19 protein-coding genes and 4 pseudogenes are annotated in these 17,518 nt (G+C 34.6%); all 23 read right to left on the minus strand.

The genetic code is table 11. The annotated features are described in order from the left end of the window. Nucleotides 1–159: 159 nt before the first annotated feature. Nucleotides 160–432, minus strand: a pseudogene (locus tag HMPREF9333_RS10750) (PrgI family protein); the annotation flags it as partial. Between the two features lie 3 nt (nucleotides 433–435). Continuing rightward, nucleotides 436–699 (minus strand): hypothetical protein, encoded by a 264-nt coding sequence (locus HMPREF9333_RS10755; RefSeq protein ID WP_005542008.1) that lies wholly within the window; start codon nucleotides 697–699, stop codon nucleotides 436–438. Between the two features lie 17 nt (nucleotides 700–716). Beyond that, entirely contained in the window at nucleotides 717–1,580 is an 864-nt protein-coding gene (locus HMPREF9333_RS10760) for a VirB6/TrbL-like conjugal transfer protein, CD1112 family (protein WP_000466908.1), read from the minus strand. A gap of 19 nt (nucleotides 1,581–1,599) precedes the next feature. Then, nucleotides 1,600–1,698 (minus strand): annotated as a pseudogene (locus HMPREF9333_RS12745) (Maff2 family mobile element protein); the annotation flags it as partial. Between the two features lie 153 nt (nucleotides 1,699–1,851). Next, nucleotides 1,852–3,720, minus strand: a complete 1,869-nt coding sequence (gene ltrA, locus HMPREF9333_RS10765; RefSeq protein WP_005542025.1) for a group II intron reverse transcriptase/maturase — start codon at nucleotides 3,718–3,720, stop codon at nucleotides 1,852–1,854. Between the two features lie 716 nt (nucleotides 3,721–4,436). After that, nucleotides 4,437–4,565: pseudogene (locus tag HMPREF9333_RS12750) on the minus strand (Maff2 family mobile element protein); the annotation flags it as partial. Between the two features lie 3 nt (nucleotides 4,566–4,568). After that, nucleotides 4,569–4,880 (minus strand): single-stranded DNA-binding protein, encoded by a 312-nt coding sequence (locus HMPREF9333_RS10775; protein ID WP_004832499.1) that lies wholly within the window; start codon nucleotides 4,878–4,880, stop codon nucleotides 4,569–4,571. A 158-nt stretch (nucleotides 4,881–5,038) separates the two neighbouring features. Continuing rightward, nucleotides 5,039–5,851: pseudogene (locus HMPREF9333_RS10785) on the minus strand (VirD4-like conjugal transfer protein, CD1115 family); the annotation flags it as partial. Between the two features lie 11 nt (nucleotides 5,852–5,862). Then, nucleotides 5,863–6,048, minus strand: coding sequence for a transposon-encoded TnpW family protein (locus tag HMPREF9333_RS10790; RefSeq protein ID WP_005542030.1), 186 nt, complete (start codon nucleotides 6,046–6,048; stop codon nucleotides 5,863–5,865). Between the two features lie 110 nt (nucleotides 6,049–6,158). After that, nucleotides 6,159–7,166 carry an ORF6N domain-containing protein gene (locus HMPREF9333_RS10795; RefSeq protein WP_005542032.1) on the minus strand — a complete coding sequence of 336 codons (1,008 nt, stop codon included), beginning with the start codon at nucleotides 7,164–7,166 and terminating at the stop codon, nucleotides 6,159–6,161. A 71-nt stretch (nucleotides 7,167–7,237) separates the two neighbouring features. Next, entirely contained in the window at nucleotides 7,238–7,561 is a 324-nt protein-coding gene (locus tag HMPREF9333_RS10800; protein ID WP_005542034.1) for a hypothetical protein, read from the minus strand. Nucleotides 7,562–7,743: 182 nt separating this feature from the next. After that, on the minus strand, nucleotides 7,744–8,460 hold the full coding sequence (locus HMPREF9333_RS10805) for a hypothetical protein (RefSeq protein ID WP_005542036.1): 717 nt from the start codon (nucleotides 8,458–8,460) through the stop codon (nucleotides 7,744–7,746). 6 nt (nucleotides 8,461–8,466) lie between these two features. Then, nucleotides 8,467–8,751 (minus strand): hypothetical protein, encoded by a 285-nt coding sequence (locus tag HMPREF9333_RS10810; RefSeq protein ID WP_006627227.1) that lies wholly within the window; start codon nucleotides 8,749–8,751, stop codon nucleotides 8,467–8,469. Between the two features lie 7 nt (nucleotides 8,752–8,758). Beyond that, nucleotides 8,759–10,393 (minus strand): MobQ family relaxase, encoded by a 1,635-nt coding sequence (gene mobQ / locus HMPREF9333_RS10815; protein WP_005542040.1) that lies wholly within the window; start codon nucleotides 10,391–10,393, stop codon nucleotides 8,759–8,761. A gap of 247 nt (nucleotides 10,394–10,640) precedes the next feature. Then, nucleotides 10,641–10,970, minus strand: coding sequence for a DUF3847 domain-containing protein (locus tag HMPREF9333_RS10820; RefSeq protein WP_005542042.1), 330 nt, complete (start codon nucleotides 10,968–10,970; stop codon nucleotides 10,641–10,643). A gap of 148 nt (nucleotides 10,971–11,118) precedes the next feature. Next, nucleotides 11,119–11,937 carry a class I SAM-dependent methyltransferase gene (locus HMPREF9333_RS10825; protein ID WP_269720616.1) on the minus strand — a complete coding sequence of 273 codons (819 nt, stop codon included), beginning with the start codon at nucleotides 11,935–11,937 and terminating at the stop codon, nucleotides 11,119–11,121. Between the two features lie 34 nt (nucleotides 11,938–11,971). Further along, nucleotides 11,972–12,469, minus strand: a complete 498-nt coding sequence (locus tag HMPREF9333_RS10830) for a hypothetical protein (protein ID WP_005542044.1) — start codon at nucleotides 12,467–12,469, stop codon at nucleotides 11,972–11,974. Nucleotides 12,470–12,524: 55 nt separating this feature from the next. Beyond that, the gene (locus HMPREF9333_RS10835) at nucleotides 12,525–13,463 is read right to left on the minus strand and encodes an alpha/beta hydrolase (RefSeq protein WP_040883003.1); all 939 of its coding nucleotides are present in this window, start codon (nucleotides 13,461–13,463) and stop codon (nucleotides 12,525–12,527) included. Nucleotides 13,464–13,501: 38 nt separating this feature from the next. Continuing rightward, entirely contained in the window at nucleotides 13,502–14,269 is a 768-nt protein-coding gene (locus HMPREF9333_RS10840) for an alpha/beta fold hydrolase (protein ID WP_004804273.1), read from the minus strand. 86 nt (nucleotides 14,270–14,355) lie between these two features. After that, nucleotides 14,356–14,526, minus strand: coding sequence for a methyltransferase domain-containing protein (locus HMPREF9333_RS12990; protein ID WP_005542046.1), 171 nt, complete (start codon nucleotides 14,524–14,526; stop codon nucleotides 14,356–14,358). A 29-nt stretch (nucleotides 14,527–14,555) separates the two neighbouring features. Next, nucleotides 14,556–15,302 carry an alpha/beta fold hydrolase gene (locus tag HMPREF9333_RS10845; RefSeq protein WP_005542047.1) on the minus strand — a complete coding sequence of 249 codons (747 nt, stop codon included), beginning with the start codon at nucleotides 15,300–15,302 and terminating at the stop codon, nucleotides 14,556–14,558. A gap of 155 nt (nucleotides 15,303–15,457) precedes the next feature. After that, entirely contained in the window at nucleotides 15,458–15,871 is a 414-nt protein-coding gene (locus HMPREF9333_RS10850; protein ID WP_005542048.1) for a sigma factor-like helix-turn-helix DNA-binding protein, read from the minus strand. 290 nt (nucleotides 15,872–16,161) lie between these two features. Beyond that, nucleotides 16,162–17,517, minus strand: coding sequence for an MATE family efflux transporter (locus tag HMPREF9333_RS10855; protein ID WP_005542049.1), 1,356 nt, complete (start codon nucleotides 17,515–17,517; stop codon nucleotides 16,162–16,164). Between the last annotated feature and the right edge of the window lies 1 nt (nucleotide 17,518).

A 17,518-nucleotide genomic window follows, 5' to 3' on the forward strand; every position in this document is an offset into this window, starting at 1 on the left:
ATAAGGTCAAGGATTCCTCCCTTATCTTTTTTTGACTTGCAATTACTTTTCTTTAAGTCCCGCTTTTGACTTCTCAATGCCTTTTCGTTTTGCATGAGTTTTATTTGCTGAATTTTTCTTTTCTTGTTCAAGGTAAACCTCCTTTCTCACTCTCTTTTTTGGCTGATAAAACTTATGAAGGTAGATGTGCTTAAAATATTTCTCAAAGGTCAGTCCGTCCTTTTCAAATAGTGTGATGAAAAAGATAGGAAGCGTGGACACGATAAGGAATATGACAGCTATGTCATTTGGCACAAACTTCCTCATAAATAAATAGACTGGTATTCCAACCAGTCCTGCAAGTGTGAAGCCTATGAGCTGCCTTTTAGTTAGGTTAAAAGCAACCTTTGTCTTTACCCTATTTAAGTCTTTAGGGATTGGTACATATGCCATATCTTACCTCCCATCTTCTTTACCCTTTGACAGCTCCTCAAAGTGTTCATATACAGAGCCGATTTCTTCCTGAATACTCTCTATCTGTTCATTCGTACTTTTGTTATATCTTTGCTGCATTAGGTAAAAATCGTTATGGCAGCGACCGATGTCATCTGTTCTTTCTTCCAATTCTTCCACCTTATTATGAAGCCTGATTCTATCAACTATCGCCATAATACCTGCTCCAATTACTACTGCTGTAAATATTGTTTTTCTTTTATCCATACTATCTTTCCTTTCTTTTAGTGTGCATTTAATACGCTTTTGGCCAGTGTTCCGCTCTTTAGCATCATTAACCCCAGCAAAACCGCATAGCCAAGTATCGTCATGGTACTTGTGTGTATATCTGTTATCTTAATCGTCTTAACTAAAACTGCGTAAATTCCAAGACAAACCATTAAAAAGAGTCCTTGTAGTCCAAGTGCAAATAGTCCTTTGATGTAGTTTGTTCCAATCTGTCCCCACTCCTTGTTTCCCATTGTGGCAAATGGAATGGCTGAAACCGATGAGTAAACATAAATCTCAAACATTCTTCCGTAAACCACAAGCATAATCACAACGGATATTACCTGTATAGCAACCTTGATGAGTGAGGTTTCAAAGAGAATCATGACAAGTTCTCCAAGCCCCTTTTCTTTTAGGGTATCCATCATTGCCACTATCTGATCTCCGGAAACGGTGGCAGAGGTATTTATCACCCCTGCCGCCTTATTTACCATGTGCTGTGCCACATCAAAAACTGCCATTGAAAACTCAAAGGCATGGGATACTAACCATACAGCAATCCACATCTTGATGATGTACTTGAAAAATTCAAAGGTATCTGTATCGTGCATATTGTTCTTTTGCATTACCATATTGATAAGCTCGATACAAAGAACTGCTGTGATGATTAGTCCTGCTATGGGAATGATAACGGAATCGTTAATGCTTTTGATAAAGGCAAATACATCTCCGTTCCACCCCATAGGCGTTTTACCTACATCTGTTGCAACCGCACCAACTTTGTCGTTGATGTCAAGAAACATGGACTCTAAGTTTGCTTGGATACCGCCCAGTAGAAGCTCCTTAAAGAATTCTTCTATCTTGTCGAATATTCCAAACATCTAAGCTCTCCTTTTCTTCCTAATTGAGTACACCCGCAAGTAGTGGAATGAGCTTAAGTCCGATAAGAACGATCCCTCCTCCAGCCATAAGCTGCTTAATACCTTGGCTCTTAGCACCGGATAGTGATAGGTAATCCTTTGATATTATCTCCGGATTTTCCCCCACTTCACACCGTGCATGCGACTTTCACCGCACACGGCGTTCCATCACAGGAAAGATTTTCACGTTTTAACTAAGACTTACACACTTCGTAACAAATTATTTTTTTCTCTAAATTGGTGGCAATCCTGCCATTTTTCTAAGCTTATTACATTTCTCAATCTGCTTGAGCGTTAATCCAAGCTCTTTTATATATTTTTGGATTGCATCTTCTTTTGTTGCATGGATGAGTATATGAACTGCCTCCGTAACAAGAATTAAGTTGCTGTAACTGTCTGTACCTCCCTGTTCAAGCGGTATCTTATGATGGCAATGTATATCGTTTGGTGTAAGTTTTATTCCTGTTACTCCACATCTGCCATATTGAGCTGCAAAGAGCGAAATTCTGTTGTCTGCAAATTCTATGCTTTTATCAAGCACCGGGTGCTTCATCAGCCAGACAAGTGTATCTACATCAATTTGTAGATTTTTATGAATGAAAGCTCTGCCCTTTACAGTATATTTATTTACAACCTTTTTCTTGTGTTTTGCGTCCTTTGTCCTGATATATCCCACCGGAATTAACGGATGTCCATTAAGGAAGCGAAGCTGTTTACTTTTTCCATATTTTTCTTTGATAAATCCTTTGTTTAGTGTTCCACCGGTTTTAATATCAAGTCTGTTGTTCATCTGCTTTTTAATGTGAAAGGCTATTTTAGCAAAGTCCAAACTCACGTTTGTTGCTATTTGGTAATAATTATGCAAGCCTGAAACAGTAGCATTATACTTAGCTATTGCTTTGTACTGTTCCTTTTCATTTGCAGGTCTTTTTATATCCGCAACACATTTAGAAATATTTTCTTTTGCCTTTTTCAGTGCCTTATCATTTATATGCGACTGTACAACAAACTTTTTGCCTTTTGGTTTAACCTTAAGCTTGAAGCCTAAGAACTCCGAATACCTTTGTTTTAGATTTGTTATTTTAGATTTTTCTTCACTCACATTTAGTTTTAATCTGTCTTGCAACCATTTTGTAACTGCCTGATAAGTTCTTTCTGCATCGTAGTAATTACGGCAAAATATCTTAAAATCATCAGCATACCTTACAATGTATATTTCTTTTAGGTTGCTTGTCCTTAAAGCTCTGTAGGTATGACTTTTTATCTCTGTTCCTTGACTGTTCGTTCTCTGTTTATATGGATAATGCGTGGGCATTGTCAGCCATTGAGAAGAAACCCACCAATCTAATTCGTTCAAGACTATATTAGATAGTAGCGGTGATAATATACCGCCTTGTGGTGTTCCCTTTGTTGGTGTAATTACCTTTTTATCGGGCATAACTATATCTGCTTTCAGCATTTCCTTAATGATACAAAGTAACTTTTTGTCTTGGATTCCCAAATTCCAAAGTTGCCTTATGAGCTTTGCATGATATACATTGTCGAAAAATCCTTGTATATCAATATCAACCACATAATGTAAGTGCTGTATCTGCATTAGTCTTGCACATTCTGCTATTGCATGTTCCGTACTCCTGTTAGGTCGAAACCCATAGGAGCTGTCATGAAACTTGGCTTCACAGATTGGCTCTAATATTTGCAAGATACATTGTTGTACAATTCTGTCTATAATAGTCGGTATTCCTAAAGGTCTTATTTTCCCATTAGGCTTTAGTATCTCCACTCTCTTTACAGGGCGTGGTTTATACCAATGAAACTGTTTTTGTATGAGAGAAATGTATTCTTCTTCATTTAGCCTTGATAGATGTTTTATTGTTCTGCCATCTACTCCGGCTGTATGACTGCCTTTGTTCCCTTTGATACTACGATAAGCGAGTTTAATATTTTCTCTTGAAGTTATCAGCTCCATTAAATTTGAAAATACTTTATTATTACCGCTATCTTCATATAAATCATCAAGGACTTTTTGCAAGTCATAGTATTCCGTATAACGGATTTTGCTTTGTTTCAGTGTTTGTTTCGAAGTGGACACAGTCACCATCTCCTTTCGGATTTGATTTTCTTTGTCATACTCGAAGCTGTGTTTGTCTTAATTTCAGTTCTTGTACTTTCCTGTGACTGGTGGCTATCCCTCCACGAACTTATTATTTTCGCTTCATAGGTACTGTGCCACCGCTTTCACCAAGATAAAGAACGGTTATATGCTGTTTTTACAGTCATTTTCCCATTCAACACTTCATTAGCATTAGACTGCTTCCATGTTCCCGGCTTACCACGTTCCGACAATCTTATCTTTGAATACGTTTAGCTTCTTCCTCTAAGCCTGTGTTTAGCTTTCGCCATATCGCCTGTAACGATATATGGATTTTCATAACAACCATTCTTACTCATCCACAAACACCCCATCTTTGATGGGAATTGCCGTTAGGCAAATTCAAACGTTTAGACCTGTACATTCGGAAGTACGTCAGTGCTTTGGTATACACATTCTCACCATGCGTATTCGACACCCGGCATATAGGTAGCACCGTCCACCTCTGAACAGCTTTCGTGTCTGATATGAAATACCAGTCTTACGGCTACTCTCTGCCGACTTCACCGAGCTTTTGACAATGAAATAGTCTAATATTCATTGCCAATCGGAGTATCAGTGTAGGCATTTCAGGGCGTTACCCCGTCATTCTACCTATCAGATTGTCAGTTCTCCTAAGTTTTGAACTTTTAGTCCTTCGACTTAGTGCATAAGCTTTTCACTTATGAACGTGTCGCACGATTGTCATTACCATATCCTTCCATCAAGTTGATAACGCCCCATGCTCCAAGTCCTGCACCTACTGCCATAACCAAAATCTTTAATACATTAACTGCCTGTGTAAAAAATGCCATAAGTTATTCCTCCTCATTTTCTTCTTTCTTTTCAATCTTGTTATATGACTTCACTACAAAGTTTTTGTAAGTCTTTCCCTCTTTTTCACGCTTCTTAAAGTAGCCGAAGATATGAATTAAATCGCCTTTCTCAAAGTCCTTTGCTTTCTCAGCTTTTTCTCCATAGGCTGCACAGTTAATATACTCCTTGCCTTTACCGTACTTTTTTACAAGCGTGAAGTTTGCAACTTCTACTTTCTCTCCTTCATTTTCAAAACTTGAGAAGGTAGGCTCTGCCAATAAGTTGGCGTTGATGTTAATCATTTCCTGCTTCATTAAAAATTTCTCCTTTTCAATTCAATAAAAAAGCGACTGGAGTATTTCTTTTCCAATCGCTGATACTCTTTCTATTTAGTTTTTTCTTAGTGGGACTTCTGATCCTTATCATCTTACCTCCTGATTTTGAATAAAAAAACAGCAAATCTTTTTAAGACTTACTGCATTCTTGTAATAATCGTTTCTCTATTTAATTTTGCTTTTCCTTTTCGCTTCATGTAACTTTCTATATCAAACAAATTCTTCTTATCATAGTCCTCAAGTAATCTATAGTTCTTATGCTTTGTAATATCGAATTTATCTGATAGAAATGGTCTGACACCTCTAAGCTGAAAGATACATTTACCACCGTCCATTACAGTAATCTCATCTTGACTCATCAGTTCCTTACCAGTCTTTTGATAGTTTAAACCAAAGCTCTTTTGATTTGACCTCGTTTCCGATGTGTTATATAAATCTATCGTTTCTTTTCCCAGTGTTTCAGAAAGTTCCTTTAATGTGGTCTTTTCCTTGCCACCAAGAAACAAGGTACTATCACAGTTACCTACGATTGTATCGGCATTATCCTTATAGATTGCCTTTAGCTGAGATTGTGCTTGAAGTATGATGCTTGCTGATATTTCTCTGGAACGGATTGTTGCAATTAACTTCTCAAACTTAGGTATTAAACCGATGTTTGCAAACTCATCAAGCAAGCATCGCACATGGACAGGAAGTCTTCCACCATATACATCATCGGCTTTATCACATAAAAGATTAAATAACTGAGAGTACATAATAGATACCACAAAGTTAAAAGTATCATCGGTATCGGAGATGATAACAAAGAGTGCAGTCTTTCTATCTCCCAGTGTATCCAGTTCCAACTCATCTTCTTTCATCAAATCCCTAAGTTCCTGAATATCAAAGGGGGCAAGCCTTGCACCACAGCTTATAAGAATCGATTTGGCAGTTTTTCCTGTAACAACTTGTCAAGGACTTTCTAATCATTTTTATGAGTTTTTTTATCTTTTTCTTGCTCCATTTCCCTCAGCATTATCCTTTTCAATTTATCTTGCATAGTTTCAGTTGCATTTTTATTAAAGTGGACAACAACCTCGTAAGTTGCCTTCCCAATCTTCTTTATGGTCTTTGTTCCTGTATTCTGTTCATTTTTATTTTCATACATATTATTTTCCTCCTGTTTGTTGCAATCAAAAAAGACGATAGAGTTTTATTTTCTACCGCCTTTCACAAGTCTTATGGTTGTTCATTTAATAACGCTTTACCATTTACATATTAAATTTTCAAATCCTTATTGCTCAGCATTACGCCAAACATCGTATGATACATATCCTTGGAAGATTCCTCTATCTTTGTAATACTTGATATTTTATTTCCTGCATCTTTTGATGAAGCTCCGCAAAGATAAAAGGCTTCACTGTCTGTTCCATAGTCAATGGCAATATATCTATCGTGATACTTTTTACCTGCAATTTTCATCTTCAGATTGATATTAGGGTAATCTTTTCTAAAATCGTTTAGGATATTTTTTGTCAGCATATCCTTGTTTTTCACATTGTCGCTAAAAACTATGACTTCAACATTGTCTTTTGCAGCCCTTAATAATTCTAAGGTTTTCAAGCCTATATAATTATCTATTACATAAATGCTTTTCTTCGCAGACTTATATATTTTTGTATAGGCAACATCTGCTTCAATCTTATCTCCGTTCATTAAAAGGAAATGCTTGTATGTGTCTGGATCGATAAAATTATCCATAACCTTTTTCAAATCTTCTTTTGTAGCCATTTGCGACTTTATTTCAGCTATATCCTTTGTGTTTTGGTTTGTCTGTACTGCTATTTGTACTAATTCTTTTGAACCGATAAAATCTTGGTTTTCTATGATAAAGTCTTTCATTTGCTTAAATGTTCTAACTAAGGCTCTGCTTTGCTTAACAGCAAGTTCACCTCTTAGTACAGTCATAAGCATATAGATTCCTTGTTCTGTAAAGGCATAAGGATTGTATTTAATATTACTTCCTCTACCAGTCCCTCTGTTCAAGGTGAAATTTTTGCACCTTGAAAGTTCTGCCATTTCTTCGTCCGTTAATTGGAACATGAAGTCTTCACCTTCAAATTTTTCTGCGTTGTTTTTCACCTGTCTATTAAAGTTTTTAGTTTCATAACCATATATTTCAGCTAAATCTACATCAAGCATTACTTTCTGTCCACGAATAAGATATATTTTTTTCTGTATGGTTTTATCATCTACAATAACAATCTCTTTATTTTCATCTGCCATTAAATGCACCTCCAACATTATCTAAATTCTTTTCCAATTCGCCACGCACTGAGTAGCTTTTTGAATAAGTCTTATATTCTTTTGTATTTTTCTACTCCACCTTCAGCTTTTCCGATGTGTTCTACATTTTTTACAAGTCCCTTATTTACATTTTCATAAAACCATCTACCAATCAATGCCGGCGGTGTTGCGATTAACTCTCTTAAAACAAATTCTTTGCCCTTCGGTAAAGAGCTAATTTTGTTTAATAAGGTAGTATATAGGTCAGCATAGCTTGTATTTTCTTGTAAACTACTACACTTACAATATTCAGTAATGCTTGGGAAACCTCCCTCTATTGCTTTTTTAGTTAAAATTTCAAGTTCTTCATCGGTTACAGTAAATTGAATTCGCATTTATATATCCTCTCCTTACAACTGAGTTTATTACCATATCATTATCATTTTATCATAAATACGATATTTTTTCCATACTGCAATTTTAAGCCCTTACATGATGTTTTTACACTTAGCTATAATCTGATACCTATTTTATGATTAAAGCTCTAAAAACACCTTTCCACCGTCTTATACGAGGTCTACAGGTGTACTCCCTTGTCATAATCTTCAAAGGTATATACTTTTGATTTACTGCCCTCCTTTAGTTTCCCTTTGTCTTGCTCGTACCAATGAACTAAGGTTGCATAATGGTCTTTATAGTTTCTTCCTGTGCTTTTTATATAAGTGGATAACTTATCTATCATTGTTTCTGTATGGTCTTGTAATTTGTCCTTTAACTTCTCATATTCTTCATTCGTTAAGGAGATATTTTTATATTCTCCATAAAACGAAGATGGGGGATTGTGGTTTCCTTGCTCTACTCTCCCCTCATCTATACTAACCTCATCTAATCTCCCCTTACCTAACCTAATCTGCGTATCCAAACTGGATACATTCTGGATACATATATTTTCAGTTTTTTCATAAGTGTTGGTATTCGTGATTTTTAGATATGCTTTCTCGTCTTTATAAATGGTTTCTTTGTATCTGTCTTTTTGGATATAGTTATTTCTTTTCCAATGAGTTATCACTATAATTCCTGTCTTAAAAACAATGACAAAGCCTTTTGCTATTAGAAGTTTTAAGTCATCTTCTCCGGCTCCTGTCATTCTTAATATAGTCTTTGGATTACTAACAAAGCCGTCATCATCTGCACAAACATTAAGGTGCATATATAAGGCTTGTGATGATAACGGCATTTCCAAAAACACATCCGATTGAATAACAGACTTTGATAACATTCTTCTTTCTGCCATTTCTACCTACCTTTCTTTCTCCATCTTTATGTCTTCTTTAGTTCGTGCCTTTGGTCTATTTTTCTCTCTTTGCTCCATTTTCTTGTATCTTTCAATCTCTGCTTTAATACTTTTCTTTTCCGTATTTTTATCTCGATTGATTTTTACTGCATTTACTTTTTCTCTCATATTTTGGAACACTTCATTTTGTATTTTCTCGGCTTCTTCTGTTGTTAGGTGATAGAATTTTTGCAACAGCTCTTTTACCATCTGTTCCACCTTTGAATACATTTCTTCTTGCACTTGGCTCATAGTTTACCTACCTTTCTTGCCCGGAATATTTTTCTTTTGCTTTTTGTTTGTATTTATCTGTCTTTTCCTGTTGCTCTTGGAATTTTTTCAGTTGTGCAATTACGCTTGGTTTCTCTCCACGCTTGATTGCTTTGTCTATTTCAATGGATAAATCTATTCCATACTCTTCATTGACAATCTTTACTGCGTATTTGATATGGTCTATCTGCTTAAATTCGTCTTGTACTTTAGCTTTATCTTTGGTTAGCTCTTGTATCTGATTTTCAAGGCTTGATATTTCTTTTTGCCAATCACTTAATTTGATGGATGATGTCCCGGTAAATTTTTCTATGGTCTTTCTTGCTCTTAGGTATCTGTCTATTTTCTTTTTATGAGAATTGTAAAAGCTGTCTTTGAATAGTGTTTTATTTTTATATTCCTGATAAATTTCTTTATTTTCTCTGATAGCGTCTATGCAACTTACACATTGGTTTAGGTCTTTTATTCTTTGTGTCTTTTCTTGAATATCACCACTTATCTTTTTACTTTGCTTTGCCAGTTCAAAGACTTTTCCTTGTAGGTCTGCTATGGTTTGAAGATGATTATCTTTCAAATAGTAAATTGCTTTTACAAATCTCTTTAGGTCTGCATTTCCTTTTTTTATCTGTCCGTAGTAGGATAAATTTTTTGTTTTTTCTCCCTGTATCTCGTTGTAGATAGAAATGTATTCATAGAGGTTAAAGAGTTCCGCTTTATTCTCCAGTTCATCTTTCTTGGTCTGTTTATACTCATCGTATTTTGCTTGCAGATTTCCAAGTAAAGAGTCTATCCAAGAAGTGATTTCTTTTATCTTGTTCTTAATGGCTTTTACTAAAGAATTATGCTTTTTGATTTCTCTGTTGATATTTCCTTTGTCGGTTTCGATTCCTTTTTTCTCTAAGGCACTGGCACTTGCTCCTAAATGAATGGTTGGGATTTCTTCTATCCCTTGTCTTTTGTAGGAGCGATGATCCACTCTCTTTTCCTGATGATTTTTTTCTAAATACTGATTACAAAGGCTTGCAAAATTCTCTCTCCATTTCTCTGCGTTACCTTTATCGTTCCAGTCTGTCAGCTCTACTTTTCTTGTTTTGTAGTTTCCGCTTTTTAGTTTTATCTTTTCTCCCTTTTCATCAAGAACATATTCTTTTTTGCTCTTTGCTCCCCAAGTGCCATCTTGATTTAAAGGGCGAACGGTTGTCATGATATGGGCGTGAATATTTCCGTTTCCATCGTCATTTTCTTGATGAATGGCAAGGTCTGCTATCATTCCTTTTGATATAAAATTTTCTTGTATAAACTCTGTGATTAGTCTTTTGTTTTCTTCAAAGGATAATTCTTTCGGTAAGGCGATAATGAAGTTTCTTGCAAGCTGTGCGTTGCTTGCTTTCTCATTTAGTTCAACGCTATTCCATAAAGTAGTTCTATCTTTTAATGCTATAGGGACATTCTCCGGCAAGAAGATTTCTGAATGTAAAAGTCCTTTTTTATTATGATAGTCATGAACTTCTCCGTCCCATTCATTTTTGATTTTCTCACAAGAGATATATGCTGCACTTGCAACTGCCGATTTACTCTTACCTCTACTTATCATAGAAATACTAAAGTGAAATGTTTCTGCCATCTGTTTAAGCTCCTTTCATTTTTTTGTTTGTTTTCAGGTAAAGGAAAAAGCAGACAGGTTATTTTTTGTATCTTTTCCTATCTGCTTTATCCGTATGTTTTTATTAAGTTTTGGATTTTCAAAGACTTGCTAAAATCCCTTAGTTTTTCTAAGGGCGCAATTATACACCCTAAAGGGTGCTTTGCGTTCTGCGAAGCTTTTTGCCCTTGCAGGGAGCTTCTGAAAAAACTATGGTTTTTTATTTCATCTACCCGATGTCTGTTTCATCTTCCATATCTTTCCCATTTATCATTTCGTCATAGGCTTGTCTGTATTCTTTTGTGTGAGTAGCAACTTTAAGTAATTCTTCTATCTCATCGTTAGTAAACATGAGAGGATTTTTAATGACTCTTTCTACTATCAAGCCTCTTTGTATGAGCCTATGATTTCTTCTTTTTCGTTCCTTTTCGTTTGCAAGTTTTTCTAATTTCTTGCCTTGATTTTGTAATTGTTTCAGCTTCACATCGCACTTTTCTCTTTCTTCCTGAAGTTCAGAAATTTGTTCCTGTACTTCCTGTAATGTGTTTTCTTTCTTCATTTTTCATTCCTCCGTTTCAATTTTTCTCAAATAAAAAAACAGTAAACTGTTCCTTTCAATTCACTGTTTTCATATTAGTTGTTAGTTATATAAGCTATAATTTACCTATCGCAATGTGTACTTCATGATGGCAACCAAAACGATAACATCACACTTTCTCAAATATCAAGATTTTCTGTGATAGTTTGTGAGCAATCGGCAACCAGTTAATAAGCTTAAGCACTGGAAATATAGCAGACATCCCCCTCGTAATATCATCATCCTTTACACTACGGAAACCTCTTGCAATATCCTTAATATCATCAAAGGAATCCGCTCCAAATATAAATTTTGCTCCTGTTTTTTGTATGGACTTTTCAACATTTTCTTTCGCCACCCACCTTTTTGACAGGCACTCCATAAGAACATAAGCATTGTCAAAATTCTCTCGAATAATTCTGAGCATTTGGGCATTGTCTTCCCTTGTCAAGTACATTGACAAGCCCTCAATGATAAACAGAATGTTCCCATCTGCTTTTATTTCTTTTGCCCACGCCGAATCCGTTGCTGAAATACCGATGTTTGAAACTCTGCCGGATTCTGCAAAAATCTGATTCCTTACCTCAACTGTTTCAGGCAAATCAAGGTTGTACCATGTGATTTTTCCGTTATCCATGCGATAAAATCTCGTGTCAAGTCCACAAGCAATATTTACGACTGTACAGGTTGGATTTTCGTCAATAAACTCTTTTACCAGTTCATCAAATACAAGCGTTCTTGCAATCACGCCATAACTCATAAGGGAATCATTTGTGGCGACAGTAAAATCGTAATCAATTTTTTCAACCAATTCCACCGCTTTGGCATCATAAAATTTATGTCTTTTGTTCTTGGAATATTGTGCTCTTGCATAAAAACTCTGAAGCATCGTTTCCGCAGCACCATTCAAAATGGGTTTTATTTTTTCTTGCATTTCTATTTCTTCCAAGTATAAACACCTCCTACTAATTAGAATTTAGTTTTTAAAATAATGTGCATATCCATGCAATGACTAACGATCCGATAATCATAAATAACACTTGAATAATGTGTTCCTTTTTGTTATATCCAAAGAGTTTAGGACTAAGCTTATCTACCACTTCCGGATAATAATGTTCAAAAAAACTAAAACCTCGATTGCACAAAAGTATCCAATCAAAAAATACAATATCAAAGGCTTTCAGCAAAAGAAGTATCATCAGAAATCTAATGAAAAACTGAATGTAAGTAAAGTTATTTTGAACACCATCCACTGCACCAACGACAATTGAACTCCCCATGAATAGTATTGCAATAATAGCTAATATCCATCCAACTAAACTCTGACCACGAAAGCGTTTTTCCTTTGGTTCAATAACATCAAACACTTCTTTAGGACACGAAGAAAAGAAGTCTTTGTTTTGAATAAATCCAACTCCTGCCCACAGCAATAAGAACAATCCAATCATCATAATAACTGCAAGCAGTATCGTCATATACATAATTATCAATCACCCCACAATATCCACTTTTCTTCTGAAAGCTACCTGTAGAATATTACAAGATAAAGTTATCATCTTTATCTTCTCGTATTACGGCATATATGTTGCTTCTTACTTCCTTTGCCTCAGGTAAAAATCCTGCCGCCGCCCAAGTATGCATCATTCTCTCTCCTATATATGTTTTCATAACCACGCCATCCATTTTAGCTTTTTCTTTTGCCTCCGGCAGCTCTGCTATCAACACTTCATAAGAACCATAAATGATATACATGTCAGGTAGCCCTTTCCATGAGTACTCAATTGGCGATTTCATATATTCCACATTATTTAAATTTATTCTTTGCATTACTTGATCTTGTTCTTTCATGTAGCAAGCCGGAATAATGCAATCAAACTTATCAAGTCTCTCCATCTCTTTCATCTGTTCTTTAGTCGGAGGAATACGAAAGGTTGGCGAGTGCATAATCAATCTTTTGGGCATTGATAAATTCATGTCGTTTTCAAGAATATGCAAACATATATTTTGTGCAAGGCTTGCTCCACTTGATAAACCAAAAAATATAATATCATCTGCATTAAACACCTTAAGTGCCTCGCTATAAACGTTTAGACCTGCGTCGATAATTTGCAAGCCGGTTGCTTTTGGAAAAAGCGGATACCATACAAGCCAAACTTCAGCCTGACTTTGATTAGCCATATCTTGAGCAAACTCAAAATCACCGGAATCTCCCGGAATGGTATATCCACCACCAAAGAAATATAATACAAGCCTATTTGCCACTTTATTTTTTGGTTTGACGACATAATACAAAGTTCCGCTTATACACTTTTCTTCAAAATCATAAGATTTATGAAGTTTTTCAAGAGGGAGTTTAGATTTCTGTTTCTTTTCTTGTTTAGCAAAATATTCATCCGGATTTTTTATTGCTTTTTTCATCATAGGTTTTACAGTATGACGAAATAAAAATTCCGTTAATTTATATTTAACACTCACAATGCATACCTCCTTAATTCCAAAAATGGCAAATTATTTTATTTCTTAACTTCCATTAAATCTCTGAATTGATTAGCCATTTTCACAGGATAAAGACTTGCCATGCTACCATGTCCCATGTTTTCAAATTTAATAAACTCAGTATTTGGAAAGTAAGTTTTCATATATTTGATATCCCATGCACGGGCTTTAGACTCTTTATCACCATACCAATATTGAATACGACCGCTATGTTCTGACACGTTCTTTGGCATAACATAGTTGTTGCAAGATTCAAATGTTCTCCATATCGTTTTATAACTAATAAAATTAAGGACTTTAGCAACATACTTCAATTCCTCTTCGCTGTATTCATCTGTAGAAAATGATTTTTCAAGAAGCTTTAGTCCTCCAATTTTACCTATAGAAATCATAAGAAAATCTCTTATGGCAATCATTCTTGTAACAATCCAAGGAAGCTGATATGGTGTTATTGCTCCATCGCAAATAATGTTCCTTATTTTAATTCCGTGATTGGAGAACATTTTTAAAGCGATAGAACCGCCCATAGAGCAACCATACAAAAGATCAACTTTCTCAATTTTATGTTCTTTCAGCCATCCTAATAAATTATCGGCAATTTCTTCTACACTTGTAAAATTTTCGTTTGGATTTTCCTCATCATATCCGGGAAGTGCAGGAACAATAATATGATACTCTTCTTTAAGTATAGATAAAATGTATTCAAAATAGTCCCACATGACTAATGAAGGATGAATCAACACAATTATTTTATTTTTATCAGCTCCAAACTCATGTATGTTCACTAACTCTCCTCCAAAATCCCAATTTTAATATTACTTTTTATAAGCAATCATAACGCCGATGGGTGCAAGCCCTCCATGTATCAAATTCATTTCAGTTGCCCTGAACCGCAAGCAAGTTCAAGTACGTTCATATTTCTATTCAAGTAAGGACGAATATACTCACAAACATTATCATAAACTCCTTTATCCTTCTTCATAAAAGGAGCGTACAGCTTGGCGAATTTATTCCAAAACTTTTTATTGCTTTTATCATTCACTGCTAACACCCTCTTTTCAACAATATGTTTTAATCAATCTCAGCTTTTATCATTTTGCAATACTCTTCTACATTCGTTGTTATCTTTGTACAATGGTTTTGTCCCTTCCATATTCTTAACGCTGCATATGGATATTCTTTTGAAATAACTCTCTTTGCATATTTTAAGTTAATTTCCTTAGAGCCATAACAGAATATGCACCTCTTTTGTTCTGCTTCTGATAACTTGGGAAGATCTACAAATGCACAATCATGGCAGATATTTTTAATGCTTTGTTTATCTATTCTGATTAGATTTTCAGCCATCATTCGTCCCATTGTTTCTCCATATATGCTTATAATTTTTCTATTAGCTGAGTCACTATTTTTAATAGCTTTTTTTCGTTCATATAGAACAATATTTCTTATGATAAACTCTAAAACACTCGCATTTTGACATAAACTACAGCCCTCAAATAAGGCTTTAACTATCTTTATATCCTTATGCTTTAATAATTCCAATAACACTACTCCACCTATTGATGCTCCAAAGGCTAAAGAAATATCTCTAATATCATTTTCTTTAAGATAATTATGCAAATTTTCACTTTCTTGTCTTACTGATAGATACTTTTTATCAATCAATCTACCATGAGCAGACAAATCCGGAATAATATATCTATACTCATTTCCAATATTATCGGCAATTAACTTTTTCATTCCCTCAGCAGAAGAAAGCATTGGATGTATGAGTAAAACTATTTTTTCCTTGTCTTTATTTATGTCAATATATTCCATTTTGAACACCTCACAAACGGAAGTTAGTCTACATTAACTAATAATATTTTATCATTTTTAAGCCATTTTTTCTATATCAGCTTTTCGTGTTACATAACGGTATTTTACAAAGAAAGGTTAAGCACCTTTTTTTGACACTTAACCTTTCCAAGTTTTTAGATTTTATCTTTTAATATCTCTCTTAGTTTTTCTAAAATCTTATCCCTCCTTTTTCCGATTGTTTGATAACTTACTTTTTCTTTTTTACCGATTGACCTTAGACTTTCCTCTCTGTAGAAGATGGCTTCCATTAACTCTCGTTCTTCTTTTGTCAGTGTAGCTAATGCCTTGTTTAATTCTTCAATTTGCATTTTTACTTCTACAATTTTTTCTAAGTCTATTTTTTCATCTATGATGTTATCTACAAAGTGTCCGTCATGATCCAGTGCTGAAAATGACATAACATTATGCTTCCAATCTTTTCTTTGGAGATACTTTTCATGCTCTGTTATCTTCCAGTAGGCTTTGTAAACTTCTTCACTTACAGGTACAGCTTTTCCTTTTACATAAAGGTAATATTCTTTAGCCATAGTGTTATCCTCCTTTTCCTGTTCTCTGTTTTGCTTTTTGAGAATAAAAAAGGAGGACTTCTACACTTTGGCGTAAAAAGTCCTCCAAAAAGAAATGAATCTATCTTTTCTTTAGATATATTTAGTTGCTTGAGATAATAAGAAACTATAAAGCGAGAAGATTTTTTTGTTATTTCTTTCTTCTATATGAAAAAGATTTTTCATCTTACTCCCCCATTTCTTACATCTAACTAATATTCATATATCAAACCTTTCTAATAGTTTATTTTCACCTTTGGATAATAAGATATTTAACAATTTATCGCTTCTTCTTTTCCCATTTTTCTAAGTCTGCTAAGCATAAAAAACAAGCCGAGCAAAATCATACTAAAATCTACAATAGGTTCAGCCCACCAAACTGCTAATCCTCCAAATACCTTTGGCAATAGCAATATCGCCGGAATAAATAAAATCAGTTGTCTAAGCATTACAATCATGCTCGCTTTTTTCCCATCTCCAATAGATTGGAAAAATGTAAGAGTCATAATCATAATTCCATACAAGATGAAAGTAGAGTAGAACAATTTAAAGTTCATAACTCCAGCTTCAATTATTTCACTTCTCACATTAAACAATGACAATGATTTTTCAGAGAAAAACATGGATGGTATCCAAGAAATAGCAGCAAGTATTGTTGCCCCATACATGAAAATCTTCATAGTATCTTTTACTCTTTGATATTGTTTTGCTCCAAAATTAGCTCCTATAACAGGCTGTAAACCTTGACTCATTCCCCACAATGGAATAAATGAGAACATATAAAGTCTCATTGTGGCAGACATTAGAATTCCCCAATTATCTCCACCATAAGCGAAAGCCTGTTTGAACAAAAATGTTTGTTGTACTGCAAATAAAATTTGCATCATCATAGCCGAACTTCCTATACTAAACATTTCACTGTAAATTGCCTTGCTCTTTTGAATTTTATGGATACCAACAAAAGCACTTTTCTTTGAAAAATAGTGAAATGTTAATATCGCCTGTACAATTTGAGATATTACAGTTGCAATAGCTGCCCCCTCAATTGCATACTCTCCCATTAACTTCATAAAAATAGGATCTAAAATAATATTTAATAAAGCACCTACTCCCATAATCATCATAGATTGCTTCAATGCACCTTCACCACGCATTGTCATATTACCTGCTTGAGCAAAATTCACAAATATTGAACCAAAGAAAACTACTCTTAAATATCTAACTCCCAGTTCTTTAATATTCCCTTTTGCTCCTACCAAGTCAAGAAAATTAGGTGCAAATACCAAGCCTAATACGGTGATTACTATAGAGAATAAAATTACCCAATAACAAAAATTTCCAAATATTTTATCCGTTGTTTCTTTATCTCCCTTTCCAATAGCCCTTGATAATATTGACGCACTACCAACTCCAATAAGTGCTGATATACCACCATTTATTATTGTTAAAGACATTGATATACTAATGGCAGACATAGCATAATCCCCTATAATCCACCCAGCAAATATTCCATCCATAAATGGATAAAGTCCTATAACAACCATTCCTATAATTCCCGGAATAGCTAATTGAAACAACAAGTCTTTAGGACTTTTTGTTAAAAGTTGTGTTTTCATATCTTCTTTCATC

Source organism: Johnsonella ignava ATCC 51276 (genome assembly GCF_000235445.1).
In the GTDB taxonomy this organism is placed as follows: Bacteria; Bacillota; Clostridia; order Lachnospirales; family Lachnospiraceae; genus Johnsonella; species Johnsonella ignava.

Coding starts and splice junctions, on each gene's coding strand:
- HMPREF9333_RS10755 (WP_005542008.1), bottom strand. CDS start 699: ATGGATAAAAGAAAAACAATATTTACAGCAGTAGTAATTGGAGCAGGT.
- HMPREF9333_RS10760 (WP_000466908.1), bottom strand. CDS start 1,580: ATGTTTGGAATATTCGACAAGATAGAAGAATTCTTTAAGGAGCTTCTA.
- ltrA (WP_005542025.1), bottom strand. CDS start 3,720: ATGGTGACTGTGTCCACTTCGAAACAAACACTGAAACAAAGCAAAATC.
- HMPREF9333_RS10775 (WP_004832499.1), bottom strand. CDS start 4,880: ATGAAGCAGGAAATGATTAACATCAACGCCAACTTATTGGCAGAGCCT.
- HMPREF9333_RS10790 (WP_005542030.1), bottom strand. CDS start 6,048: ATGTATGAAAATAAAAATGAACAGAATACAGGAACAAAGACCATAAAG.
- HMPREF9333_RS10795 (WP_005542032.1), bottom strand. CDS start 7,166: ATGGCAGATGAAAATAAAGAGATTGTTATTGTAGATGATAAAACCATA.
- HMPREF9333_RS10800 (WP_005542034.1), bottom strand. CDS start 7,561: ATGCGAATTCAATTTACTGTAACCGATGAAGAACTTGAAATTTTAACT.
- HMPREF9333_RS10805 (WP_005542036.1), bottom strand. CDS start 8,460: ATGGCAGAAAGAAGAATGTTATCAAAGTCTGTTATTCAATCGGATGTG.
- HMPREF9333_RS10810 (WP_006627227.1), bottom strand. CDS start 8,751: ATGAGCCAAGTGCAAGAAGAAATGTATTCAAAGGTGGAACAGATGGTA.
- mobQ (WP_005542040.1), bottom strand. CDS start 10,393: ATGGCAGAAACATTTCACTTTAGTATTTCTATGATAAGTAGAGGTAAG.
- HMPREF9333_RS10820 (WP_005542042.1), bottom strand. CDS start 10,970: ATGAAGAAAGAAAACACATTACAGGAAGTACAGGAACAAATTTCTGAA.
- HMPREF9333_RS10830 (WP_005542044.1), bottom strand. CDS start 12,469: ATGTATATGACGATACTGCTTGCAGTTATTATGATGATTGGATTGTTC.
- HMPREF9333_RS10845 (WP_005542047.1), bottom strand. CDS start 15,302: ATGGAATATATTGACATAAATAAAGACAAGGAAAAAATAGTTTTACTC.
- HMPREF9333_RS10850 (WP_005542048.1), bottom strand. CDS start 15,871: ATGGCTAAAGAATATTACCTTTATGTAAAAGGAAAAGCTGTACCTGTA.
- HMPREF9333_RS10855 (WP_005542049.1), bottom strand. CDS start 17,517: ATGAAAGAAGATATGAAAACACAACTTTTAACAAAAAGTCCTAAAGAC.